Below are 22,162 nucleotides of genomic sequence, written 5' to 3' on the forward strand. Positions count from 1 at the left end.
AGACCGCAGGCCGCCTCACCGTCTCATCGTCGGGTCGGCGGTGCCCCGAGACGTACGCGTAATCCCTCGCCCGTGAACCGTCCTGTGCCTACCATCGTTCCTGGTCGGCGTGGGGCGTGACGAACCCCGTGAAGCGCCTGGCCCGCGCGTGCGGCGTACCGACGAGAGACCGGCCCGGTTGGCCGGTGAAGGTGTGGTGGCACCGCGACCTTGCCCCCGCCCACACCTCCAGGGCAGTCATTGCGAACTGGAGGTGACCATGAGCTCTTTCACGACCACGACCACGCCCACGCCCTCGCGCACGCTGTGCGCGGACCTCTCCCGGTGCGAACCGGGGACACACGTCCGGCTACAGGGGTGGGTCCACCGCCGTCGGACGCTGTCCACCGTGACGTTCCTCGTGCTGCGAGACCGGTCCGGCCTCGCCCAGGTGGTGCTGCGCCCCGCAGACGACCAGGACGTGCCGACGGAGGAGACAACCGTGGAGGTCGTCGGGACCGTGACGCCCAACCCGCAGGCTCCCGGCGGCGTCGAGGTGACGGCCCCTGTTGTCACGGCGCTGACCGAGCCCGCCGCCACCCCGCCGGTCGAGCTGTGGCGACCTACCCTCACCTCCGGGCTCGCCACCCTGCTCGACCACGCACCGGTGACGTGGCGGCACCCGGCCCGGCGCGCGGCGTGGGAGATCGCTGCGGCGTCCCTGCGTGGGTTCCGCACGACGCTGGACGCCGACGGTTTCACCGAGATCCACACCCCGAAGCTCGTGGAGTCCGCGACCGAGTCCGGGGCGAACGTGTTCGGCGTGGACTATTTCGGCCGCCCGGCATTCCTTGCGCAGTCGCCGCAGTTCTACAAGCAGCAGCTCGTGGGCGTGTTCGAGCGGGTCTACGAGATAGGGCCGGTGTTCCGGGCCGAGCCGCACGACACCGTGCGTCACCTCGCCGAGTACGTCTCCCTGGACGTCGAGCTCGGGTTCATCCGTGACCACCGCGACGTCCTGGCGGTGCTGCGTGAGGTCCTGGCGGGCATGGCGGACGCGGTCCGCGAGTACGCCGGCCCGGCAGTCGAACGTCTCGGTGTGGATGTGCCGGCCGTCCCGGAGCAGATCCCGGTGATCCACTTCGCCGATGCCCTGGCACTGGTCGGGGCGCCCGACGACGAACCGGACCTCGCCCCGGAGCACGAGCGCGCCCTCGGCGAGTGGGCTCTGTCCGAGCACGGGAGCGACTTCCTGGCCGTCGAGGGCTACCCCATGGCCAAGCGCCCGTTCTACACCCACCCGCAGCCCGACGACCTGCGCTGGTCGAACAGCTTCGATGTCCTCTTCCGGGGCTTGGAGCTGGTCACCGGCGGGCAGCGACTGCACCGCCCCTCCGAGTACCACCACGCGATCCGTGCCCGGGGCCAGGACCCGGCCGCCTACGCGGCGTACCTCCACGCGTTCGAGCACGGCATGCCACCACACGGTGGATTCGCCATCGGGCTGGAGCGCTGGACGAGCCGGATCACCCGGGCTGCGAACGTCCGGGAGGTCACCCTCTTCCCGCGCGACCTGCACCGCCTCACGCCCTGACGGGTCGGCTGGGCCTGGGTTTGGCACCCGGGCCCAGCCCTGCATGGATCGTGAGGTGCCGCGCCTCCCAGGTGCCGGTCGGGTGGTCTGCGAGGCGCTGACCGAGACCGCGGTCAGCGTCCTTGGCGGTGGGCCCGGACCAGGAGCGGAAGGCTGACGAGTAGCGCGAGAGCCCGGAGTGTTCCCGCGATCGGATAGCCGGCGCGGACGGCGAGCTCGTGGGCTATCAGGCCCCCGGCCACCGCGCCGAGGGGGATGAGCCCCCAGCCGAGCAGCCGGTAGACGCTGTTGACCCGGCCGAGCAGGGCGAGGGGGACCAGCTCCTGCCGGAGGGTGATGGTCACGACGTTCCAGGCTGCCGTGACCAGGCCGCTGAGGGCGAGCAGCGCGGCGAGGGTCCGCACGTCGGGGCTGAGGCCCAGCAAGATGAACGTGGCGGCGTTGACGCCCAGGGCTGTGACGAGGACGGGGATCTGCCCGAACGTGGTGACGAGTCGGGCGGTGAGCAGCCCACCCAGGACGCTGCCAACGGCTGCCGCTGCGAGCAGCGTCCCGTAGCCGGACACGGTGACGCCGAGCTCCTGGGTGGCCAGCAGGACGAGGGTGACGTTGCCGAGCTGGAAGCAGAACGTGTTGACGCCCAGCAGCAGAGCCAGCGTGCGGAGCAACCTGTGTCCGAGGAGCCAACGCAGGCCCTCCCTGATCGCCGGACCTGCAGGCTGGACGGTCTCGCGCGGCCGCGCCACACCGCGCAGCCTGGCGAGCAGCACGACGGAGGTGACGAGGGCCGCCCCGTGGAGCCCGAACGGCATAGCGATAGCGAGGCCGAACACGAGGCTCCCGACCGGAGGCCCGACGAAGCTCTGCCCGATCGTCGTGGCGAGGTACTGGCGAGCGTTGGCCCGGGGGAGCAGCCGGTGCTCGACGATCTCGGGCATCACGGACTGGCTCGCGATCCCGGACACGACCTGACCGACGCCGACCAGGAACGCCACGACCATCAGGAACACGACGTCCATCGCCTCGAGGGAGATCAGTACCGCGACCGCCATGACCACGACCACCTGGAACAGCTGGGCGGACCGCATCAGGCCGATCCGGCTGTACCGGTCGACGAGCGCCCCGGCCGGGAGCGCGAACAGCAACCATGGGACGAAGCTTGCTGCGGCGACCAGCGAGATCAGCCGGGGGTCGGTGGTGAGCGTGATCGCCAGCAGGGGCAGTGCAGTGACCAACGCGCCGTTGCCGACGTTGTCGATCGCCCCGGCCCACCACAGCCGCCAGTAGCGGGCGGGAAGCCTGTCCGGTGTCGATGCCATGCCCTGGAGCCTGGGAGCAGGCGACACGGCGCACCATGATGTAGCCCTGCGCTACATCATGGGTCCATGGCACTGAGCATCGAGATCGGCACGGCCGATCTCGCGGGTACCCGGTTCGCTGTCTCGCCGCTGGCCGAGACCGTCTCCGGGCTGCAGCTGCTGGCCCAGCCCGATCCGTCTCCTCGGGTCAGGTGGTGGGTGCGATGGGCGCGGGAACGGCTCGCGGACCGGCCTCTGCGGCTCGGGGCGTCCTGGCCGCTCGTGGTCAGCGGCCGTCCGTCGTGGCCCCAGTTCCTTCTCCCTGCGCCGGCCGCCACCCGAACCAGCATCGACGACGACCTGGAGGCGATGCGACAGACCACGCCGCGGGACGTGGTCGAGAACCTGCACCGCGTGTTCGGGGACGACCTGCCCCCGGCAGCCCGGGAGCTGGCCGATGCGCCGACCGAGCGGATCGCCGTCGTGGCGGCCGAGCTCCGCGAGGCCTACGACCACCTTGTTCATCCGCACTGGCCGAGGATCCAGGCGCTGCTGGAGACCGACGTCGCCCACCGCGCGGCGCGGCTCACCGCTGGTGGTGCCGCAGGACTGTTCGCCGATCTGCACCGGGACGTCGCCTGGTCGGACGGGCGCCTCACCGTCCGGACCGACCAGCGCGACGCCACCGCCGCGCGTGGAGGACTCGTCCTCCTGCCCGTGGCCCTCGGGCCCGACCGGGTCATCGTCAAACGCCACACCACGACCTGGACGACACTTCGGTACCCCTGCCGTGGGATCGCAACACTCGGCGCCGTGGTTGACCCGGCGCCCGTGCCCGACGACACGATCCGACTCGTCGGCAGGAGCAAGGCACGGCTGCTCAGGGCCCTGACCTCGCCGGCAACGACCACCGGCCTCGCCCGAGAGCTGGGCACGACACCCAGCGCCGTCGCCCAGCACCTCGCGGTCCTCCGAGCCAACGGCCTCGTCAGCCGTCAGCGCCATGGCCGCCGCGTCGTCTACACGACCACCCCGCTCGGCCGTGCGCTCCTCGCCGCAGCCGGTGGGTCGACCACCGATCGCGCCACGGGCGCGGCGACAGCGCCGTAATTTTCCACCCGGCTCAGACGCTGATCCAGTCGCCGTCCTCCGGGTCCCGCAGCATGTGGGACTCGATCAGCTCGTGGCGGCGCAGGTACGTGGTGGCGGTGGCCTGGATGGTCGCGGCGATCGGCAGGGCGAGGAAGGCGCCGATCGCGCCGAACACCGCCCCGAAGGCCAGGACCACCAGCAGGCTGACGGCGGCGTTCATCTCCAGCGCCTTGGCCGAGACCTTGGGCGCGAAGTACAGGTTCTCGAACTGCTGGTAGCCGATGACGAACGCGAGCACGGCGAGCGCCGGCGCCGGGCCCTGCGCGGTGAGCGCGACCATGACGGGGAGCGCGCCGCCGATGTAGGCGCCGATCGTGGGCACGAACTGGGAGACGACGCCCACGAAGACCGAGAGCGGGATCGCGTACGGCGTGTGGAGCACGACAAGGAAGAGGTACGTGCACACCGCCGAGACCAGGGCGAGCACCACGCGCGAGCTGAGGTAGCTGGAGACCTTCGACTGCGTGATCTCCCAGAGCGTGAGCACCTCGCGCTGCCGCTCGGGCGGGAGCCAGCCGCAGACCGCCGCGCGCACGCGCGGGCCCGCGGCCATCACGTAGTACGCGACGAGCAGGATGGTGATCGCGGAGAAGAGCCCGCCCACCACCGTGGTGCCGATGAACAGCACGCTGGAGGCGACGTCGCTGCCGAACTGCTGGAGCGCGCGGGCCAGCAGCTCCCGCGACTCGGGCAGGGTGACGCCGAACCGTTCGAGGAACGGCAGCCGCCGCAGCTCTTCGTAGCGCTCCGGCACCGTCTGGGCGAGAGCCATGAGCTGCTCGGCGAACAGGTTGCCGAACAGCGCGAGCATCACGAGCACCACGACGAGAGAGCCGAGGAGCGTCGTGGCGGCCGCGAGGGCCCGCTTCCAGCCCTTGCGGACGAGCCACACCGTCGCGGGCTCCAGGGCCAGCGCGACGAAGAGCGCGACGAGGACGATGACGAACAGGCCCTGGAGGGCGCCGAGAGCCCGCCACGCGAAGATGCCGACGAAGACCGCCACGACACCCATGGCCAGCGCCCGCGGGAGCCAGCGCGGCGGCCGGGAGGAGCCGGGCGTGCCGGGCGGCGGGGCGTCGTCGGCGAGGAGGTCGCCGGGGTCCGGGTCGGTGATGGACGTTGTCACGGGCGGAACGGTAGCGGGTCACGCCTGCGGGCACGTGACCGTCCCGGCGAAGCGGAGCCACAGGGGAACGTCGGCGAGGGAGCGGTGCGTCGTGTGCGTCGCCGCGTAAGGGGGCCGGGCTCGCGCGGTCGAGTGGTGCAACAAGGTGTCCCGCGCTCTCGACCTCGCGCCGGCATATGCGATGGACGGGACGACGGTCGCCTGGGAGGTGGGCGCCAGAGGCTTCCGCCTGCCGACAGAAGCCGAGTGGATGGGGCGTCGGATGCCGCCTACCTCGCGTTCGGCCCCGTCGAAGAAGGTGAGGCGACTCAGCAGGTGATGATCGATGACGACCGCCTGATGGGCGAGGTCGTCCTGGATCTGAACAGCGATGGCAGACTGCTCGGGATTGAGTTCTTAGGTTTTTTCGGATGACAGGGACTGCCTGACCTGGTCGTCAAACCGTCCTCTCGGATCATCCGCGCGCCGTTCGGACAGTACTGGAGCCGCAGATGAGCGGGAAGTCTCTTGTGAAGTACCCGTTGCTCTGGCAACTGCTGGAGACACTCGACGGCGACGTCGGGCCCGATTCTGCCGATCACCTAGGTGCCTCGGCGCGGATGTGCTCGCCGAAGCAGGCCCGACGGCTGGCCGAGGAGTGGACCACCCTCATAGCTCACGGGGAGGTCTTGCGTCTCGTAGACCCGGAGGGTGTGGCGTTCGTCGGCGACGCGGCCCGGGCGGCATGGATCGCCGTGCTCGTCAGGGGCCGGCGGGAGGCGGTTCGGTTTGCTGAGGCTGGCGGCGGCACTGTCCCGTGGGACCCGGCGTTCGCTCTCGACCTCGACCCGGTCTTCGAGGAGGTCTACGAGGACCTGACCGGGCAGTCCCGCGAGGGCTTCTCGTGGCAGCCCGGGGTCTCGTACGTGGTGCACGACAGCGAGCACGCGTTTCGAGCCGTCCCGCTCGTCCGAGCGCGCCTGCTCGACATCGGCAGGCTCCTCGAGCACAGCGACGCGATGACGGCGGCGATGGCGGCAGCCGGTCTCGAAGCGCTTGTGATGTCAGTGTGGCCATGGCCCGAAGCCAAGCGAGAGAACCGGGTAGTCATGTCCGGACCCGCCGCGCAGCTGGAGATCGTCTTCGACTCCGACCGGGCCGGGGAGATGTCGCCCGACGACGCAGCGGAGTTGGTCCGGGCAGGTCTAGCCGCTGTGGCACGCCGGACCGGACTGGCGGTACCGAGAGAGATCGAGGCATCCCTGGGCGGATAACGACGTGAGGCAGTTCTGTCTCGGGTTCGTTCTGCATCCTCCACACCGTCGGCACCACGTGCGTTGTGCCGGGACCGGGGCATCTCCTTCTATCCCCCGAAGATTGGGAAGATGTACTTCTGTTGGCAGAGCCATGCTTCGTCGACGTTGAGACCTGTCTTCTCGACGGCGGAAATCTTTGAGGTGATTGTTCCTTCGTCGTCGCCGACCACTACGGTATCGACGTCGGCAGCCTCGAGGCATTCGACAAACTCGGCGTAGGCGGATTCCCGTTCAGCTCCCGTGAGTTCGAGACCGCTCAAGTATTCGGACTCGATGGTGTTGAGGTGTTCAGCCGTGCATGCTCCGTAGGCTGCGTCCACCGCCGCCGTGGCATCCTCACCGCCGGATGTGGTGATCGAGAAGCCGTAGGTGAGACCGTCGGGCGAGAGCTCGACCTCGCTCACGTCGAACCCTTCCTGGGCGACGCATTCGGCCGCCTGTTCCACGGCAGCGCGATAGTCGGCTTCTGACGGCAGCGCGCTCGCCTGGGAACTCGCCGAGCAGGCAGCGATAGTCAGAGTGGCTGCGATCGAGACCGCAGTCGCTCCGAATCGGGAAGCGCGTTTCGGGCGCGCGTCCGAGCCCATACGACTCAGCATGCCAGAGTGCGTCCAGTCGAGCAGTCGATTGTCTGAGTGGGGCCTCGGTAGGCGATCGCCTGGGACCGGTATCGAGATGGTGGGCCACTCTCGATGGGGAGGGAAGGGAAGTCGTGGGCCGGTCGGCCGGGAGGATGAACTTTTACGTAGCCCCGTTGGCGATTTTCCACACCTTCCATACAGCGCCGCAGAACGGGATCTGGGCCGGTTGGCCGCTCTCAGCGGCGCGTGGCGCGGCCGTGCAGGTCGACCCTCTTCCATCGCCCGCCGACGCGGCGGCGTGTGGCGCGTTCCCCGGGTTCGAGGTCGAGGACGTCGAGGAGCGTGGGATCGTGCTCGACGAAGTGGTGAAGGTGGCTGATCCTGCCGTTGTCGACGGTTCCGTCGGACGTCCCGACGAGCTGCCATGTCCCGTCGTCGGCGGCGTGCGAGACGGACAGGATGGGTTCTACCCCGGCCAGCACCTGCTCGGTGGCGATGCTTGTCGTGCCGAGGATGCAGTGCCGCAACCAGGAAGCGCGGCTGTCCCGCACCATCACGATGTCCACGACCGCCCAGACGAACGGCAGGTCCTCGTGGGCCCGGGACTCGGCCGCGGTCAGGTCCGGGCCGCCCTGCGGCACCGTCTCGAACGGTTCGTCGACCAGGCCGTATGCGATGTCGCCCTCATGCTGGCGCACAGCCGCGTGGAACGTCCCACCCCCCTCGTTGCCGACGCCGATCCCGACCGTCACGCGCCCGCCGTTCCCACCCGGGGTCCAGCCGAGCGCGTAGGACGCGAGCTCGCCGCGCGGACCGACGAACTCGCCGAAGGCCCGCCAGTCGGTTCCGTGCTCAGCCACCGTCTGGACGAGACGCCCCTCGTCCACCCTGATCTTCATGACCGGAGGGTACTAGGCGGCTCGACACGCAGTGTTGACGAGGTGAGGAGGCACTTGTTCGACGGGGCGCCAGTCGGGTTTGGTCCAGCCGAACGACTCAGGATCTGGCTCCCGGTCGCCATGCTGGCGATCCCGTCTGCCGGCGGCTCCACCTGACGCGTGACACGGCCACGACAACCCGGCACGCACGACAACGATCCTCGACAGGCCATCGTGCAGTTGGAAACTTGTCGAGGTATTTCAAACCCGATCGACGGCTCCACGTACACGCGGACCATCCGGGTGTAGTTCCGGTACGTCGACGGCGCCAGCGTCCGCGACTTCACGTACTCCGCCGCCCACTCCGAGAGGGTCCACCGCTTCGGGGTGGGAGTGTCCCCGCGTGTCCACCACGCTCAGCAATGTCACCGCAGGTCACAGGCATAAAACACCTGGTGGTGGGCCCGGCCGGGTTCGAACCGACGACATCCACGGTGTAAGCGTGGCGCTCTACCAGCTGAGCTACAGGCCCTGGCAGCGCCTCAGAATACCTGGCCGACGGTGTTTCGGTGGCCGGGCTCGGCGAACGAGCCCGGCCACCGTGACGCCGATCAGATCGTGGTGAGCGCCTGGCGGTAGCCCTCGAGGTCGCGGCGCTGCCCGCGAGGGTTGACCACGGCCCAGCGGACGATCCCGTCAGCATCGATCAGGAACGAACCGCGCAGCGCGTGCCCGCTGTTCTCGTCGAAGACGCCGAACGCGCGGGCGGCCTCGCCGTGGGGCCAGAAGTCGGAGAGGAGGTCGAAGCCGAAGCCTTCCTTCTCCTGCCAGGCCTTCAGGGTGAAGACCGGGTCGGTGGAGACGGCCAGCAGGCGCACGCCGGCGGTCTCGAAGTCCTCGATGTTGTCCCGGAGCTCGCAGAGCTCGCCGGTGCACGTGCCGGAGAACGCGAACGGGTAGAACACGACCAGCACAGCCTCGCCGCGCAGGTCGGCGAGGTGGACGGGCGTGCCGTGCGTGTCGGGCAGCGTCAGGTCGGGTGCTGGGTCTCCCGGACGTGGTGCCGCTTCGGAGAGGACCTCAGCGGCCACGGCCACGGAACCCGAGGCGCGTCGCGGACCAGTCGGTGGCGATCGACATGGTGCTGGTGGTCTGCAGGCCGGCCGTGGTCGCGGCCTCCTGGATGTCGCTGTGGCCCACATGGCCGGGTCGGCCGGGCTTCGGCGTGAAGAGCCAGATGAGACCGCCGTCGTCGAGGACGGTCAGCACGTCGACGAGCGCGTCGCCGAGGTCACCGTCACCGTCGCGCCACCACAGGATCACACCGTCGGTGACGTCGTCGTAGTCCTCGTCGACCAGCTCGGCGCCGATGACGTCCTCGACTGCAGCGCGCAGGTCGTCGTCGACATCGTCCCCCCAGCCGAACTCCTGCACGACCTGGCCTGCGGTGAAGCCGAGTCGTGCTCCGCCGGTCGGTTCTGCGCCCTGGGGATCAGCACTGCCCTGGGGATCCGTGGTCTGTCCCACTTTGGTCCTTCGTTCCTTCCGTCGCTGGTCTGGACGACTGTGCCGTCCTTTCGTCGCAAAGGTAGTGCACGCACAGTGCCAGTGCCTCACCAGGCGCCTCCGACGGCGCGCCGCCACGCCGTCGGGCACCGTGCCCATGACCGGATGCGGACCCAACGACTGGGTCTCACCGTGCTGATACGCCGTCTCATTCCGGGCATAAGTAACGCAGATCACGCGGCCTTGACCCGCCCATGGTGTCAACCCCGCTGTGAAGGGGACAGAATGTGTGATGACCACCTGTCACGTGGGAGGGCGCCGAGGCTTACCACCCGGTGGTCCCCGTACGTGACGGGACGCTGACAGGGCGGCCCGGGGCAACAACGCCCCGCTAGGCCGCACGAATCTGGACGACGCGGCCGACGCCGCGAAGTCAAGACAGAAGGGTTGCTGGTGGCTTCGTTTGACGAGACCGGACCGCTGATCAACGGTCTGCTCAGCGCTGTGCCGGACATCGACCCCGCCGAGACGGCGGAGTGGGTCGAGTCGTTCGACGGCCTGATCGACGACAAGGGCGGCCCGCGGGCCCGGTACGTCATGCTCAACCTGCTCCGGCGGGCCCGAGAGCGCAACGTGCACATCCCGGCGTCCATGGCCACGCCGTACGTGAACACGATCGGCGTCCACGAGGAGCCGTACTTCCCGGGTGACGAGGCCATCGAGCGGCGCTACCGCTCGTGGATCCGCTGGAACGCGGCCGTCATGGTCACGCGCGCCCAGCGCCCCGGCCTGTCGGTGGGCGGCCACATCTCCTCGTACGCGTCGGTGTCGACGCTGTACGAGGTGGGCCTCAACCACTTCTTCCGCGGCAAGGACCACCCGGGCGGTGGCGACCAGATCTACTTCCAGGGCCACGCGTCCCCGGGCGTCTACGCGCGCGCCTTCCTCGAGGGTCGCCTGAGCGCGGACCAGCTCGACGGGTTCCGTCAGGAGAAGTCGCACCCGGGCGGCGGCCTGCCGTCGTACCCGCACCCGCGTCTCATGCCGGACTTCTGGGAGTTCCCGACGGTGTCGATGGGCCTTGGCCCGGCCTCGGCGATCTACCAGGCGTGGACCAACAAGTACCTGCACAACCGCGGGATCAAGGACACCAGCCAGCAGGACGTCTGGGCGTACCTCGGCGACGGCGAGATGGACGAGCCCGAGAGCCGCGGCATGATCCAGCTCGCGGCGCAGCAGCAGCTCGACAACCTCACGTTCATCGTGAACTGCAACCTGCAGCGTCTCGACGGCCCCGTCCGCGGCAACGGCAAGATCATCCAGGAGCTCGAGGCCCAGTTCCGCGGCGCCGGCTGGAACGTCATCAAGGTCGTGTGGGGCCGCGAGTGGGACGCCCTGCTCAACGCCGACAAGGACCGTTCGCTCGTCAACCTGATGAACGTCACGCCCGACGGCGACTACCAGACGTACCGGGCCGAGTCGGGCGCGTTCATCCGCGAGCACTTCTTCGGGCGCGACCCGCGCACGAAGGCGCTCGTGGAGAACATGACCGACGAGGACATCTGGAACCTCAAGCGCGGCGGTCACGACTACCGCAAGCTCTACGCGGCCTACTCGGCGGCGCGCTCCCACACGGGCCAGCCGACGATCATCCTGGCCCACACCATCAAGGGCTACGGCCTGGGGTCCGGCTTCGCCGGCCGCAACGCCACGCACCAGATGAAGAAGCTCAAGGGCGAAGAGCTCAAGTCGCTGCGCGACTCGCTGCACATCCCGATCTCCGACGCGGAGATCGAGGAGAACCCGTACCTGCCGCCGTACTACCACCCGGGCGCCGACGCCCCGGAGATCCAGTACATGCAGGACCGCCGCCGCAAGCTGGGCGGCTACGTCCCCGAGCGCCGTCAGTCGGCCAAGCAGCTGACACTGCCCGGCGACAAGACGTACGAGCTGCTGAAGAAGGGCTCGGGCACGCAGGAGGTCGCCACGACGATGTCGTTCGTGCGCCTGCTCAAGGACCTGTTCAAGGCCCCGGAGTTCGGCAACCGCATCGTCCCGATCATCCCGGACGAGGCTCGCACGTTCGGCCTCGACTCGATCTTCCCGAGCGCCAAGATCTTCAACACGCTCGGCCAGCACTACCTCGCCGTCGACCGCGAGCTGATGCTGAGCTACAAGGAGTCCGAGCAGGGCCAGATCATGCACACCGGCATCAACGAGGCCGGTTCCGCCGCCGCGTTCCAGTCGGTGGGCACGGCGTACGCCACGCACGGCGAGCCGATGATCCCGGTCTACATCTTCTACTCGATGTTCGGCTTCCAGCGGACCGGCGACCAGTTCTGGGCCGCCGGCGACCAGCTCACGCGCGGCTTCATCATCGGCGCCACCGCGGGCCGCACCACCCTCACGGGTGAGGGCCTGCAGCACGCCGACGGCCACTCGCCGCTCATCGCGGGCACCAACACGGCGATCGTGCAGTACGACCCGGCCTTCGGGTACGAGATCCGCCACATCATCCGCGACGGCATCGAGCGCATGTACGGCGACGGTTCCGACGGCCGCGACCAGAACGTCATGTACTACATGACGGTCTACAACGAGCCGATGGTCCAGCCGGCCGAGCCCGAGGACGTGGACGTCGAGGGCATCAAGCGCGGCATCCACCGCATCGCGGTCTCCGACGCGGAGGGCCCCAAGGCCCAGCTCCTCGCCTCCGGCGTGGGCGTGCCGTGGGCGCTCGAGGCGCAGCACCTGCTGCGCGAGGACTGGGGCGTGTCCGCCGACGTCTGGTCCGTGACCAGCTGGAACGAGCTGCGCCGCGACGCGCTCGCCGCCGAGCACGACGCGTTCGTGAACCCCGCGGCCGAGCCGCGCACGCCGTACGTCACCGCGAGGCTCTCCGAGGGTCAGGGCCCGTTCGTCGCCTCCAGCGACTACGACCACCTGGTCCCCGACCAGATCCGCGCCTGGGTCCCCGGCGACTACGCGGTGCTCGGCGCCGACGGCTTCGGCTTCTCGGACACCCGCGCCGCGGCCCGTCGCCACTTCCTCATCGACGGCCCGTCCATGGTGGTGAAGACCCTGCAGGTCCTCGCCCGCCGCGGCGAGGTCCCGGCCGAGGTCGTGGGCCAGGCCATCGAGAAGTACCGCCTCCTCGACGTCACCGCCGGCACGTCCGGCAGCGCGGGCGGCGAGAGCTGACCTCGCCCTCCTGAGCGGCAGTCCTGAGGTACGACGACGGACCGGTCACCTTCCGTACGGAAGGTGACCGGTCCGTCGTCGTACCCGGTCAGTGCAGGGCTTCCCGGCGGGCGTGGAGGTCGGCCAGGGCGGCCGGGAGGTCCGCCAGGGCCGCGAGGGAACGCTCCTGGCACCAGCCGACGACGGCGTCGGCCGCCGGGGAGCCGTCCGCCTGGGACCGGACGTGCTCGGCGAGCAGGAGGGCGTCGCGGTGGTCGCCGAGGAGCGACTGGATCCGGTGGCCGGCTCGGCCGAGGGCCTTCGTGCGGCCGCCGAGCAGCCCGGCCGACCGGACCGCGTCGCAGGTGTGCCGGAGCCGCCGGGCCGCCTTGCGCAGCGCGTGGGCGGCCTCGGGCCCGTCGAGGCGACCGGCGGCCTCCAGGGTGCGGTCGGCCTGGCGGCGCACGGCACGCCGGGCCGCCTTCTTCGCGGGCCGGCCCGCCCGGTCGGCGAGCGGGGGAGCGTCCGCCCACGCGGCCAGCGCCTTACGGAGCTCGCGGCCGCGGCGGGACCGCGTCCAGCGCACCGCCTGGGCGTGGGCACGCTCGTGGGCGGCATGCAGCTCGTCGACGAGCGCGGAACGGTCCTCCTCGTCGAGGCCGACGGCGTCGGCCGCCTCGGCCAGCTGCGCGGCGCGGACCTCCAGGTCGCGGGCCCGCCCCAGGGCGTCGCCCCACACCTTGAGCTCAGCGCGGAGTCCCGCGGTGGCGTCCCGGTCGAGGTACCTGCGGAACGCGGCGAGCACGTTCCGCAGGCGCCTTACGGAGGTGCGCAGCCGGTGCACGGCCTCCGGCTCGTCGGCGATCGCTGCGGGGACGCCGTCGTCGATCCGGCGCACGAGCTCCCCGACCGCGAGGGACAGCACCTCGCCCGCGGTCTCGGGGCGTGTCGTGGTCGTAGCGATACGTCCAGGCTAGGCGCGCCGGACGGCGCGCGCATCAGGGTGCTCAGGCCTGGTCCGCGAGGCCCGCCCGGTGCGCCAGGACCGCCGCCTCGACGCGGTTGCGGACGCCGAGCCGTAGGAAGAGGGCGCTGACGTAGCCCTTCACCGTGCCCTCCGTCAGGTGCTGCTCGGAGGCGATCTCCGCGTTCGACAGGCCACGGGCGAGCGCGGTGAGGACCTGGCGCTCCCGGGCGGTGAGGCCGGGCAGCCGGGGCGCGGGCGCCGCCGGTCCCCGCGCCGGCTTCGAGCGGGCCCGCGCCCGGATCAGCCTCGCGGCGACGGTGGGAGACAGGCACGCTCCGCCCGACGCCGCGGCCCGCACCCCGGCGACCAGCTCGTACGGGTCGCCGCTCTTGAGCAGGAAGCCCGAGACGCCGAGCCCGAGCGCGTGGTCCACCAGGTCGTCCTCGCCGAAGGTGGTGAGCATGACGACCGCAGGGCCGGGCCGTGACCCCAGGATCGACGCCGCAGCGTCCAGGCCGTCGCGGCTCGCGGGGCCGGACATGCGGAGGTCGAGCAGCACCACGTCGGGGGCGTGCGCCCGGGCCTCGCGGACGGCCTCGGCGCCCGACGCGGCCTCGGCCACCACCCGCACGCCGGGGTCGGTGCCGAGGATCGTCGCGACGCTCTGCCGCACCACGGGCTCGTCGTCGGCCACCAGGACGCTCACCACCACGACTGCTCCCGGAGGTCCGTGAGGCGCGCGACGTGGCCGTCGGCGAAGCAGACCTCCAGCGTGGCGAGCGCGAGCGGGAAGTTGCCCTCCGTGTATCGGGAGCACTCCCAGCCGGGCAGGGCGGCCGGCGGGCGGACCAGCCGCACCCACGACTCCCGTTCGGGCAGCAGCGGTTCCACCTCGGCCCGCACTGTACCTACCCCGATCGCGGCGAAGACCTCGGGCTCGAGCGTCGCGCCACGGGACGCCCACGCGTACCAGCCGAGCACGAGCACGACCGCCACGGCGGCGGGCAGCACCACCTGGCGGGCGAGCACCGCCAGGGGCGACCGTGCCGGCGGGAGGTGCGTGCCGGCGTCGGGCGGAGCGGGTGGCAGGGTGGCCTCCAGGACGAAGGACCCGTCGCGCTCGCCGTGGGCGAGCCCGCCGCCCGCGGCGCCGACGCGGCGCTCCAGCAGCGCCAGCCCGGAGTCGCCCCGCCGGGCGTCCCCCCGCCCGCTGCCCGACGCCGGTCGCTCGCCCAGGCGGTTCCCCACCGTCACGCGGAGCCCGCCCCGGGCGGCAGGGCCGACGTCGACCCGGACCGTCTCGCCGGGCGCGTGCCGCAGGGCGTTGGTCAGAGCCTCCCGCACGACCGCGCGCGCCAGCGGGGCCGCCGGGCCCGACTCGCGGACGCCGGAGCGCAGGACGTCCGCCCCGGCGGCGCGGGCCCGGGCGACCAGCTCGTCGACCGTGGCGGGCGAGGGGGCGTCGTCGCGCAGCACGTCGAGGACGCGGTGCAGGTCCGTGACGGCCGCGTCGGCCTCGTGCCGGAGCTCGGACGCCGCCTCGGCGGCGGCGGGAGCCGCCGTCATCTGCAGCGCCGCCGCGCGGAGCGCGACGAGCGCCAGGCGGTGACCCAGCGCGTCGTGCATCTCCTCGGCGATGCGGGTGCGTTCGCGGTCTGCGGCGAGCGCCACCGTCTGCGCGTGGTGCTCCCGGGCGAGGGCGCGGTAGCGCGCCACGACCGCGGCGATGCCGGCGACGGCGAGCGCCAGCACGGCGGTGGCGACGGTCGCGAGCGGGGACGGCAGGGGGTCCTCCTCGGGGGCGGGGCGGCTGGGACGTGACGGGGCGGCTGCGGGTGCGGGTGCGGGTGCGGCCCAGTCTTCACCAGAGGGCGGGGTCGGTGGCACCGACGAAAGTCAGGTGACCGCGGCTCGTGGGCCGGACCTGCGGGGTCCGGTCCGGCCGGTCAACTGATGCGAAGGGGTGAAACCGGGGGTAGTTTCACGAGGGGCCTGGAACTCCTCCGGGCCGGCAGGGGGGCGGGCCTCCAGGCGTGCCCTGGGCGCGATCAGCAAGGAGTCGACCATGAGCGAGAACAGCAACCAGGGCCAGGGCGACCAGGCCGACGAGTTCTCCCGGCAGTCGGAGCAGGAGCAGCAGTCGTCGTCGGACACCTTCTCGGAGCAGGGCTCGTCCGACATGACGTCGGAGGGCGCGTCGACCGGCTACGGCGCCGGCAGCGGCCTCGACGCGGACGAGACCACCGAGTTCGGCTCGTCGGAGTCGGTCGGAGGCGGGTACTCGTCGGAGGCGGGCTCGTCGGGCGGGTACTCGCAGGAGCCGGGGCAGGGCGGTTCGTCCTACGACACCGAGGGCTCGTCCTCCACCCAGGGCACGTCGTCGGAGGGGGAGAACGCACCGTTCGGCGGCGGGTCCGAGTCGGCGGACGCGCCGTCGGGCTACACCCCGGGCGCTGCGGGCGGCGGCACGTCGAGCGAGCAGCCGTCCCGGGTACCGCAGTCGTCGGAGCCGGCCGACAGCGTGGGCACCACCGAGGAGGAGGAGTTCGGCTCCGGGTCCGCCGGCTACCGGTCGGAGCAGACCCGTGGCTCGGAGGAGACGGAGCAGTCCGGGTCGTCCGAGCAGGGCGGCTGGACCGACTGACCCACCGACCTCCACGTCTTTCGCGGGGCCCTCGCCAGGAGGCGGGGGCCCCGTTCCGTGCCGTTGGCACGCGTGAGCGTCGCTAGGCGGAGGTTCTCAGGGGCTCGAGGGCGGCGAGGACGAGGTCGAGGCCGAAGATGAACTCCTCCGCCGGGTCGTAGCCGGCAGCGACGAGCGCCGCGGCGGACTCGTTGAGGTAGGGGAACTCGTCAGGAGGGAGCTGGGGCAGGTAGACGTCCTCGGCCAGGTCCGCGAGCTCGTCGGCGGTGTCGAACGGCAGGCTGGCTTCCTGCAGGGCGAACCCGTAGACGTAGCTGTCGAGCAACCAGTTGGCGTGCGTCGCCATCACGACCGAGAAGCCGGCCCTCCGCAAGCAGGCGGTGACCGCTTCGCGGTGGCGGAGGTTGGCGGGCCCCGGCGAGGTCCGCGACTCCATCAGGCCGATCGCCCACGGGTGGCGTGCGAGAACCTGTCGGGCGGATACCGCTCGCCGTCGCATCGCCGGCTGCCATCCGGTCTCTTCGGACGGGAGCTCGATCTCCTCGAACACGACGTCGATCATGGCGTCCAGCAGCTCCTCCTTGCTCGCCACGTAGTGGTAGAGCGACATCGCGCCCGCGCCGAGTGCGCCGGCCAGCCGGCGCATGCTCAGCCCGTCGACTCCCTCGCGGTCGGCGAGCCGGAAGGCCTCGACCACCACCCGCTGCTTGCTCAGCCCGGTGTCTGACGCGACCTGGCGTTGTTCCCTCGCGGACACGCGTACTCCTCGCTCCCTCGAACTGCTTGACAGATCGTACAGCGTACGAGAATAGTACGGCGTACGACGTCGTACGCCGTACGACGCGCGGGTGTACGACCACCTCACGATGGAGAGACCCTTGAGCGCAGACACCCAGACCACAGCACTGCACGATCCGCCGGCATCGGTCAGAGCGAAGCTCGCGGCCGCCTGGACCAGCTTCATGTTCCTGTACATCTACGTCGACTACTTCGCCCTGTACAAGCCCGGGGTGATCGACGACATCCTGGTCGGTTTCGTGTGGGAGTTCGACATCAGCCAGACGCTGTTGACCGCCTTCCTCACGCTCATGGCGATCCCGATCCTGATGGTGATGCTATCGATGACGCTGCCCGCCCGTGTCAACCGCGCAGCGAACCTCGTCGTGGCATCGCTGTACATCCCCGTCTCCGTGTTCAACGGGGCCGGTGAGTCCTGGACCTCCTTCTACGGCCTCTCCATCGGACTCGAGGTGCTGCTCCTGGCCTTCATCCTGCGCTCCGCATGGACCTGGCCCCGCACGTCGTCGGCGTCGTCGACAACACCCGCTGCCCAGCTCAGGCGTGCGTGACGAGCGTGGTCAGGGTCTCCGTCTCGACCGGCCGGTCGGCGAGGACGAGCCGGACCGCGGCCGGGTCGGGGTTGCCCACGTCCGGTCCGCGCCAGACGACCTGAAGGCCCGACTTCTCTGCCACCGCGCGCGACGCCCCGTTGTGCTCCAGCAGGAACGCGGTGACGGGGAGGTCGGGCCGCACCACCTGCCCGGCAGCGACCGCGGCGGACGCGACCTCCCGGGCGAACCCCTGGCCCTGCTGAGCCGGGGACAGCCGGTAGTAGACGTTCCAGGCGACGCCGAGCCGCACCGAGACACCGCCCACCCCCACGAAGTCGCCGGTGTCCCGCCGCCACGCCGTCCAGTACCCGAGGCCGTTCGCCTCCCAGCCGGCGACGAACCGCTCGACGTCGGCCCGCGTGCGCTCGACGGTCTCGTGCCTGCCCGACGGGAAGTGCTCCCACACCGCCGGGTCGGCATGCAGGGCGTGGAGCACCTCGAGGTCGTCGAGGGTCACGGCCCGCAGGGCGAGCCGCTCCGTGAGGTGGTGCCCGTACGGGCTCAGGTCGTTCACCGCGCCGACGCTACGCCCCGCCACCGACATCCACCGTCGTGCTCGGACCACGCCACCTGCGTGTCGGTGGGGAGCGCTACCTTGTGCCGCACGCCGCCTGATGCGGCGGGCCCCGGTTTTCTGACGTGCACCGACGTGCACCCAGGGGTGCGGACGACGAGGTGATGGGGAGACATGTTCCAGGACGTCAAGGACCGGGTGCTCGGTCGCAGGAACAGCGTGCCGGCGCAGGTGCTCGCGGATGCGCTGCGGGTGCTCAAGGTGGACGGCGGCGACCAGCACGAGCGCGCGGTGGCGTTCGTGCTCGAGGGTTCCGGGCCGGAGATCCTCAGCGACCTCGCCTCCCGGCCCACGGCCGACCTCGACCAGCTCCTGCAGAAGCCGGGTTCCCTGTCGCCCTACGCCCACTGGGTGCCGCAGCAGCACACGGACCGGCTCACGGCGGTGGAGCCGAAGTGGACCACGGAGCAGGGCGTGCAGGCCCGGGTGCGGTTCTACTCGCTCGGCGACGTGACGGTGCCGCAGCTCGTGCGCCTCGGCCGGCTCCTGGCGGCGGTCTGCGAGGTGGCGCGCGCGTCGGAGGCGCTGCCCGCCTGGCTCGCCGTCCTGGTCAACGACGTGGCCACCGAGGGCTACGGGAGCGGCCACGCCAAGGTCACGAAGGAGGTCCGCGCCGCGCTGCGAGCCCGCTGGACGCCCGAGCTCCTCGTCGCCCTGGCCCGCGACGGCGGGGTCGCCGACGCCGAGGCTGTTCCGGTGGTCGTCCGGGCGCTCCTGGAGCGGGAGTCGGCCGAGCGCTCCTGGGTCAGGCACCACCTCGGGGACCTGCTGCCGCCCGCCGCGGAGTTCCTGGCCAGCCACCAGGCCGCGGTCGCGGAGGCGGTGCCGACGCTCACGTCCCACGGACGCGTCGCGTTCTGCGAGCACGTGAAGGCGGCAGGCACCCTGGAGGCGCACGCGGGGCTCGTGGCCACGCTCGCGGCCGACCCGGCCAAGTCGGTCCGCGAGGCGGCCGACGCCCTGCTGGCGACGCTGCCGGACGAGGAGCAGGTCCGGCTCCTGACCCCGTTCCTCCTGACAGCACCGCCGGCCCGCCTCGCGGGCGTGGTCACCCGCCTGGCCGCCGCCCAGGGCGGCCTCACCGCCCTCGAGGTGGCTGTCACGGGGGCCACGGAGCAGAAGGCCTCGGCCGCGCGCCTCAAGCTCCTGACCCAGACCATCGAGCGGGCGCACGCCCTCGAGGCCGGGGCCGAGGGCGGACCGGACGCGACGACCATCGACGTGCCGCCGTACGAGCCGCTGGCGGAGTCCGACCTCGGACCCGACTGGCCCGTCGCTGCCCGCCGTCTCCTCGACGAGCACATCGTCACGGCGAAGCAGGTCGCCGAGAACGCCAAGAAGCTCCCCGACGCGAACCCCAAGAAGTGGCCGCTCCGCGGCGCCCTGGACAAGCTGAAGCGCCTGTCCGAGATCACGGACGACGACCTGCGCCGGATCGACGCGCTGCTGTCCGGCCGTGAGCCGGTCACCGCCGCAGCGCGTCGCAAGAGCGCGGCCGCCGCGTGGTGGCTGTCCGACCGGTCCCTCGTGCAGGTGCCGAACCCCACGCTGCTGCACCGCCTCCGGGTGGCATTCCTCGTCGAGGGCTCGGACAACCGCCTGTGGTGGAAGGTGCGTGAGCACCTGGGCGAGACGACCGACCTGCGCCAGCTCCACGAGGCCCTCGCCTGGGTGGGCGTCCAGGAGGCTGAGAAGGCGATCGAGGAGCTCGTGTTCCACCGCTGGTGGGGCGTGGAGGAGATCCCTGCCCGCGCGATGTGGGCCTACTTCGCCGGGCGCGTCGAGACGCTCGACCGCTTCCTCGGCCGCTCCGAGGGCACCCAGAACAGCGGGTCGCCCGCCCGGGTTCTCCAGATCCTCGGCGAGTTCCCCGCGCTCCCGCCCGTGCTGCTGCCGCGGGTGACGGCCATCGCGCTCGGCGAGGGCAAGACCCACCGCCTCGCTGCCCAGCGTGCCCTCGAGTCCCACGCAGGCGCCCGCACGCTCGCCGAGCAGGGCCTCAGCGACGGCAAGAGCGAGATCCGCATCACCGCTGCGGCCTGGCTCGCGCGCCTGGGTGACCCCGCGTCCGTCCCCGCGCTCCGGGCCGCGCTCAGCAAGGAGCGCCGCGAGGCGGTACGTGCCGCCTTCCTCACCGCCCTGGAGTCCCTGGGTGCCGACATCTCGGCCGACCTCGCGCCGGACGTGCTCCTCGCCGAGGCGACGAAGGGTCTCCGGGCCCGCATGCCCGCGAGCCTCGGGTGGTTCCCCTTCGAAGGCCTGCCCGAGCTTCGCTGGGCCACCGGCGACGCCGTGCCCCGGGAGATCGCCCGCTGGTGGGTGGTTCTCGCCTGCAAGCTCAAGGACCCGAGCGGCGAGGGGCTGCTCGCGCGCTACGTCTCGCTGCTCGACGAGCCGTCCCGCACGGCCCTCGGCTCGTTCGTCCTGCGGGCCTGGGTGGCCCAGGACACCCGGAACCCCACGGTGGACGAGAGCCGGAGGCACGCCGAGGCGAGCGCCCAGCAGCGCTACGACAACGCCCAGCGCTACGCCAAGCAGTACCCGCAGTACTACGAGGCCGAGGCCGCCAAGTCGGTCGAGGACCACTACCGCGAGCTGTTCCGCGAGCACCAGGGCACCTATCTCGGCTCGGCGGTCAAGGACAAGGGCCTGCTCGCGCTGACCGTCGGCGCGCGCGGCGCCGAGCTCGCCGCAGTGACCCAGCAGTACCTCAAGACGCACCAGGGCCGGCGGTCCCAGGCCGAGGCGCTCGTCCGGGCGCTCGCGGCGAACGGCGACCGGGCAGCCGTGCAGCAGCTCCTGGCCGTCTCCCGCCGGTTCAAGCAGAAGACGGTCCAGGAGGTGGCGTCCCACCTCGCCAAGGAGATCGCCGACCGGCGCGGGTGGAGCGCCGACCAGCTCGCCGACCGCACGGTCCAGACGGCGGGCTTCGACGACGACGGCATCCTCCGGTTCGACCTCGGCGGCAGGGAGGTGACCGGCCGCATCACGCCGTCGTACACCGTGGAGCTGCGCAACGCCGAGGGCAAGGTGGTCAAGGCCCTTCCGGCGCAGCGCGCCGGGGACGACGCCGAGGAGTACGCCGCCGCCAAGGCGCAGCTGGCCACGAGCCGCAAGGAGCTCAAGGCGGTGGTGACGCTCCAGACCCAGCGGCTCTACGAGGCGATGTGCACCGGCCGCACCTGGACCGCCGAGGAGTGGCGCGAGTTCGTGCTCGACCACCCCGTGATGTCGCGTCTCGCGGCGCGCCTCGTGTGGCTCGTCGCCCCGGGCACGGACGCCCAGCGGGCCTTCCGGCCGGGCGACGGCGGCGCGCTGATCGCCGTCGACGACGAGGACGTGACGCTGCCCGATCCCCGGGGTCCCCGCGAAGTGCCGCAGCGAAGCAAGGACACTTCGTGGGGTGGGGGCGACGGTGTGGTGGCGCTTGCGCACGCCGTCACCCTGGCCTCCGGGTCCGCAGGCGACGACGCGGCAGCGTGGCGGGAGCACCTCGCCGACTACGAGATCGCGCCGCTGTTCGACCAGCTCGGGGTCACCTTGCCGGAGCTCGCCAAGGACGCCCTGCGGATCAGCGACCACCGGGGCTGGCTGACCGACAGCTTCTCGGTGCGCGGCCGCGCCACGAAGCTCGGCTACTCCCGGTCGCAGGCCGAGGACGCCGGCTGGTTCACGTCGTACCTCAAGGAGTACCCGAGCGCGGGGATCACCGTGGAGATCGAGTTCACGGGCGCCTTCCTGCCGGAGGAGAACATCGCGGCGGCCGTCACCGACCTGGTGTTCCGCCGCACCGGAACCTACGGGGACCGCGGGCTCGTGCCCGTCGCGGACGTGCCGCCCGTGCTCGTCGCCGAGGCGTACCGCGACTACGTCACCGTGGCCGAGGCAGGGGCGTTCGACGCCGCCTGGGAGAAGAAGAGCGAGTACTGACCCCTGCCTCCCGCAGGGTCCGAGCGAGACAAGGCCGACGGAAGCCAAGAAGGACACTGATACGACC

19 protein-coding genes and 1 tRNA gene are annotated in these 22,162 nt (G+C 71.4%); 8 read left to right on the plus strand and 12 right to left on the minus strand.

What is annotated here, in order from left to right; translation table 11 throughout:
- The first annotated feature begins 259 nt into the window (after window positions 1–259).
- Entirely contained in the window at window positions 260–1,573 is a 1,314-nt protein-coding gene (gene aspS, locus D1350_RS21380; protein ID WP_125778080.1) for an aspartate--tRNA(Asn) ligase, read from the plus strand.
- A gap of 113 nt (window positions 1,574–1,686) precedes the next feature.
- Here aspS and D1350_RS21385 read toward each other — a convergent pair whose 3' ends face one another.
- Window positions 1,687–2,892, minus strand: a complete 1,206-nt coding sequence (locus D1350_RS21385; protein ID WP_125778081.1) for an MFS transporter — start codon at window positions 2,890–2,892, stop codon at window positions 1,687–1,689.
- Between the two features lie 66 nt (window positions 2,893–2,958).
- On the opposite strand from D1350_RS21385, the gene D1350_RS21390 reads away from it, so the two are divergent.
- Window positions 2,959–3,981 (plus strand): DUF5937 family protein, encoded by a 1,023-nt coding sequence (locus tag D1350_RS21390; protein WP_206074638.1) that lies wholly within the window; start codon window positions 2,959–2,961, stop codon window positions 3,979–3,981.
- Window positions 3,982–3,994: 13 nt separating this feature from the next.
- On the opposite strand, the gene D1350_RS21395 is transcribed toward D1350_RS21390, so the two are convergent.
- Complete coding sequence (locus D1350_RS21395) at window positions 3,995–5,149, minus strand: AI-2E family transporter (RefSeq protein ID WP_240644268.1); 1,155 nt, start codon at window positions 5,147–5,149, stop codon at window positions 3,995–3,997.
- Window positions 5,150–5,395: 246 nt separating this feature from the next.
- On the opposite strand from D1350_RS21395, the gene D1350_RS23890 reads away from it, so the two are divergent.
- Window positions 5,396–5,563, plus strand: coding sequence for a DUF2283 domain-containing protein (locus tag D1350_RS23890; RefSeq protein WP_164545269.1), 168 nt, complete (start codon window positions 5,396–5,398; stop codon window positions 5,561–5,563).
- 77 nt (window positions 5,564–5,640) lie between these two features.
- Window positions 5,641–6,402 carry a hypothetical protein gene (locus D1350_RS21405; RefSeq protein WP_125778083.1) on the plus strand — a complete coding sequence of 254 codons (762 nt, stop codon included), beginning with the start codon at window positions 5,641–5,643 and terminating at the stop codon, window positions 6,400–6,402.
- A gap of 89 nt (window positions 6,403–6,491) precedes the next feature.
- Here D1350_RS21405 and D1350_RS21410 read toward each other — a convergent pair whose 3' ends face one another.
- From D1350_RS21410 to D1350_RS24650, 5 genes are all read right to left on the minus strand, one after another.
- On the minus strand, window positions 6,492–6,848 hold the full coding sequence (locus D1350_RS21410) for a hypothetical protein (RefSeq protein ID WP_125778084.1): 357 nt from the start codon (window positions 6,846–6,848) through the stop codon (window positions 6,492–6,494).
- A gap of 413 nt (window positions 6,849–7,261) precedes the next feature.
- A complete protein-coding gene (locus tag D1350_RS21415) occupies window positions 7,262–7,924 on the minus strand; it encodes a hypothetical protein (RefSeq protein ID WP_125778085.1) in 663 nt (220 codons plus the stop codon).
- 435 nt (window positions 7,925–8,359) lie between these two features.
- A tRNA-Val gene (locus D1350_RS21420) sits at window positions 8,360–8,435 on the minus strand.
- 79 nt (window positions 8,436–8,514) lie between these two features.
- Window positions 8,515–8,994 (minus strand): peroxiredoxin, encoded by a 480-nt coding sequence (locus D1350_RS21425; protein ID WP_240644269.1) that lies wholly within the window; start codon window positions 8,992–8,994, stop codon window positions 8,515–8,517.
- On the minus strand, window positions 8,984–9,430 hold the full coding sequence (locus D1350_RS24650; RefSeq protein WP_276313781.1) for a DUF3052 domain-containing protein: 447 nt from the start codon (window positions 9,428–9,430) through the stop codon (window positions 8,984–8,986). The genes D1350_RS21425 and D1350_RS24650 overlap by 11 nt, the downstream gene beginning before the upstream one ends.
- Window positions 9,431–9,862: 432 nt before the next feature.
- Here D1350_RS24650 and aceE point away from each other — a divergent pair, with 432 nt between their 5' ends.
- A complete protein-coding gene (aceE, locus tag D1350_RS21435; RefSeq protein WP_125778087.1) occupies window positions 9,863–12,610 on the plus strand; it encodes a pyruvate dehydrogenase (acetyl-transferring), homodimeric type in 2,748 nt (915 codons plus the stop codon).
- An 88-nt stretch (window positions 12,611–12,698) separates the two neighbouring features.
- Here the strand turns inward: aceE and D1350_RS21440 are convergent, their stop codons facing one another.
- The 3 genes from D1350_RS21440 to D1350_RS21450 form a co-directional block, all read right to left on the minus strand.
- Window positions 12,699–13,514, minus strand: a complete 816-nt coding sequence (locus tag D1350_RS21440; protein WP_164545270.1) for a CHAD domain-containing protein — start codon at window positions 13,512–13,514, stop codon at window positions 12,699–12,701.
- Window positions 13,515–13,596: 82 nt separating this feature from the next.
- Window positions 13,597–14,262, minus strand: coding sequence for a response regulator (locus tag D1350_RS21445; protein ID WP_240644270.1), 666 nt, complete (start codon window positions 14,260–14,262; stop codon window positions 13,597–13,599).
- Entirely contained in the window at window positions 14,259–15,443 is a 1,185-nt protein-coding gene (locus D1350_RS21450; protein WP_125778090.1) for a sensor histidine kinase, read from the minus strand. The genes D1350_RS21445 and D1350_RS21450 overlap by 4 nt, the downstream gene beginning before the upstream one ends.
- A 178-nt stretch (window positions 15,444–15,621) precedes the next feature.
- Here D1350_RS21450 and D1350_RS21455 point away from each other — a divergent pair, with 178 nt between their 5' ends.
- A complete protein-coding gene (locus D1350_RS21455) occupies window positions 15,622–16,200 on the plus strand; it encodes a hypothetical protein (protein ID WP_125778091.1) in 579 nt (192 codons plus the stop codon).
- 82 nt (window positions 16,201–16,282) lie between these two features.
- Here D1350_RS21455 and D1350_RS21460 read toward each other — a convergent pair whose 3' ends face one another.
- On the minus strand, window positions 16,283–16,957 hold the full coding sequence (locus D1350_RS21460; RefSeq protein ID WP_125778092.1) for a TetR/AcrR family transcriptional regulator: 675 nt from the start codon (window positions 16,955–16,957) through the stop codon (window positions 16,283–16,285).
- A 121-nt stretch (window positions 16,958–17,078) separates the two neighbouring features.
- On the opposite strand from D1350_RS21460, the gene D1350_RS21465 reads away from it, so the two are divergent.
- A complete protein-coding gene (locus tag D1350_RS21465; protein ID WP_240644271.1) occupies window positions 17,079–17,549 on the plus strand; it encodes a DUF6326 family protein in 471 nt (156 codons plus the stop codon).
- Here the strand turns inward: D1350_RS21465 and D1350_RS21470 are convergent.
- Complete coding sequence (locus D1350_RS21470) at window positions 17,536–18,105, minus strand: GNAT family N-acetyltransferase (RefSeq protein ID WP_240644272.1); 570 nt, start codon at window positions 18,103–18,105, stop codon at window positions 17,536–17,538. The genes D1350_RS21465 and D1350_RS21470 overlap by 14 nt on opposite strands.
- Window positions 18,106–18,279: 174 nt before the next feature.
- Between D1350_RS21470 and D1350_RS21475 the strand changes: the two genes are divergently transcribed.
- Window positions 18,280–22,095 (plus strand): DUF4132 domain-containing protein, encoded by a 3,816-nt coding sequence (locus tag D1350_RS21475; protein WP_125778094.1) that lies wholly within the window; start codon window positions 18,280–18,282, stop codon window positions 22,093–22,095.
- The last annotated feature ends 67 nt before the right edge of the window (window positions 22,096–22,162 follow it).

Origin of the sequence: Antribacter gilvus (assembly GCF_003946865.1) — a bacterium.
GTDB classification, from domain to species: Bacteria; Actinomycetota; Actinomycetes; order Actinomycetales; family Cellulomonadaceae; genus Antribacter; species Antribacter gilvus.

Bases quoted from the DNA above. Each gene is read 5' to 3' on its own strand.
- aspS (WP_125778080.1), top strand. From the start codon at position 260: ATGAGCTCTTTCACGACCACGACCACGCCCACGCCCTCGCGCACGCTG.
- D1350_RS21385 (WP_125778081.1), bottom strand. From the start codon at position 2,892: ATGGCATCGACACCGGACAGGCTTCCCGCCCGCTACTGGCGGCTGTGG.
- D1350_RS21390 (WP_206074638.1), top strand. From the start codon at position 2,959: ATGGCACTGAGCATCGAGATCGGCACGGCCGATCTCGCGGGTACCCGG.
- D1350_RS21405 (WP_125778083.1), top strand. From the start codon at position 5,641: ATGAGCGGGAAGTCTCTTGTGAAGTACCCGTTGCTCTGGCAACTGCTG.
- D1350_RS21415 (WP_125778085.1), bottom strand. From the start codon at position 7,924: ATGAAGATCAGGGTGGACGAGGGGCGTCTCGTCCAGACGGTGGCTGAG.
- D1350_RS21455 (WP_125778091.1), top strand. From the start codon at position 15,622: ATGAGCGAGAACAGCAACCAGGGCCAGGGCGACCAGGCCGACGAGTTC.
- D1350_RS21475 (WP_125778094.1), top strand. From the start codon at position 18,280: ATGTTCCAGGACGTCAAGGACCGGGTGCTCGGTCGCAGGAACAGCGTG.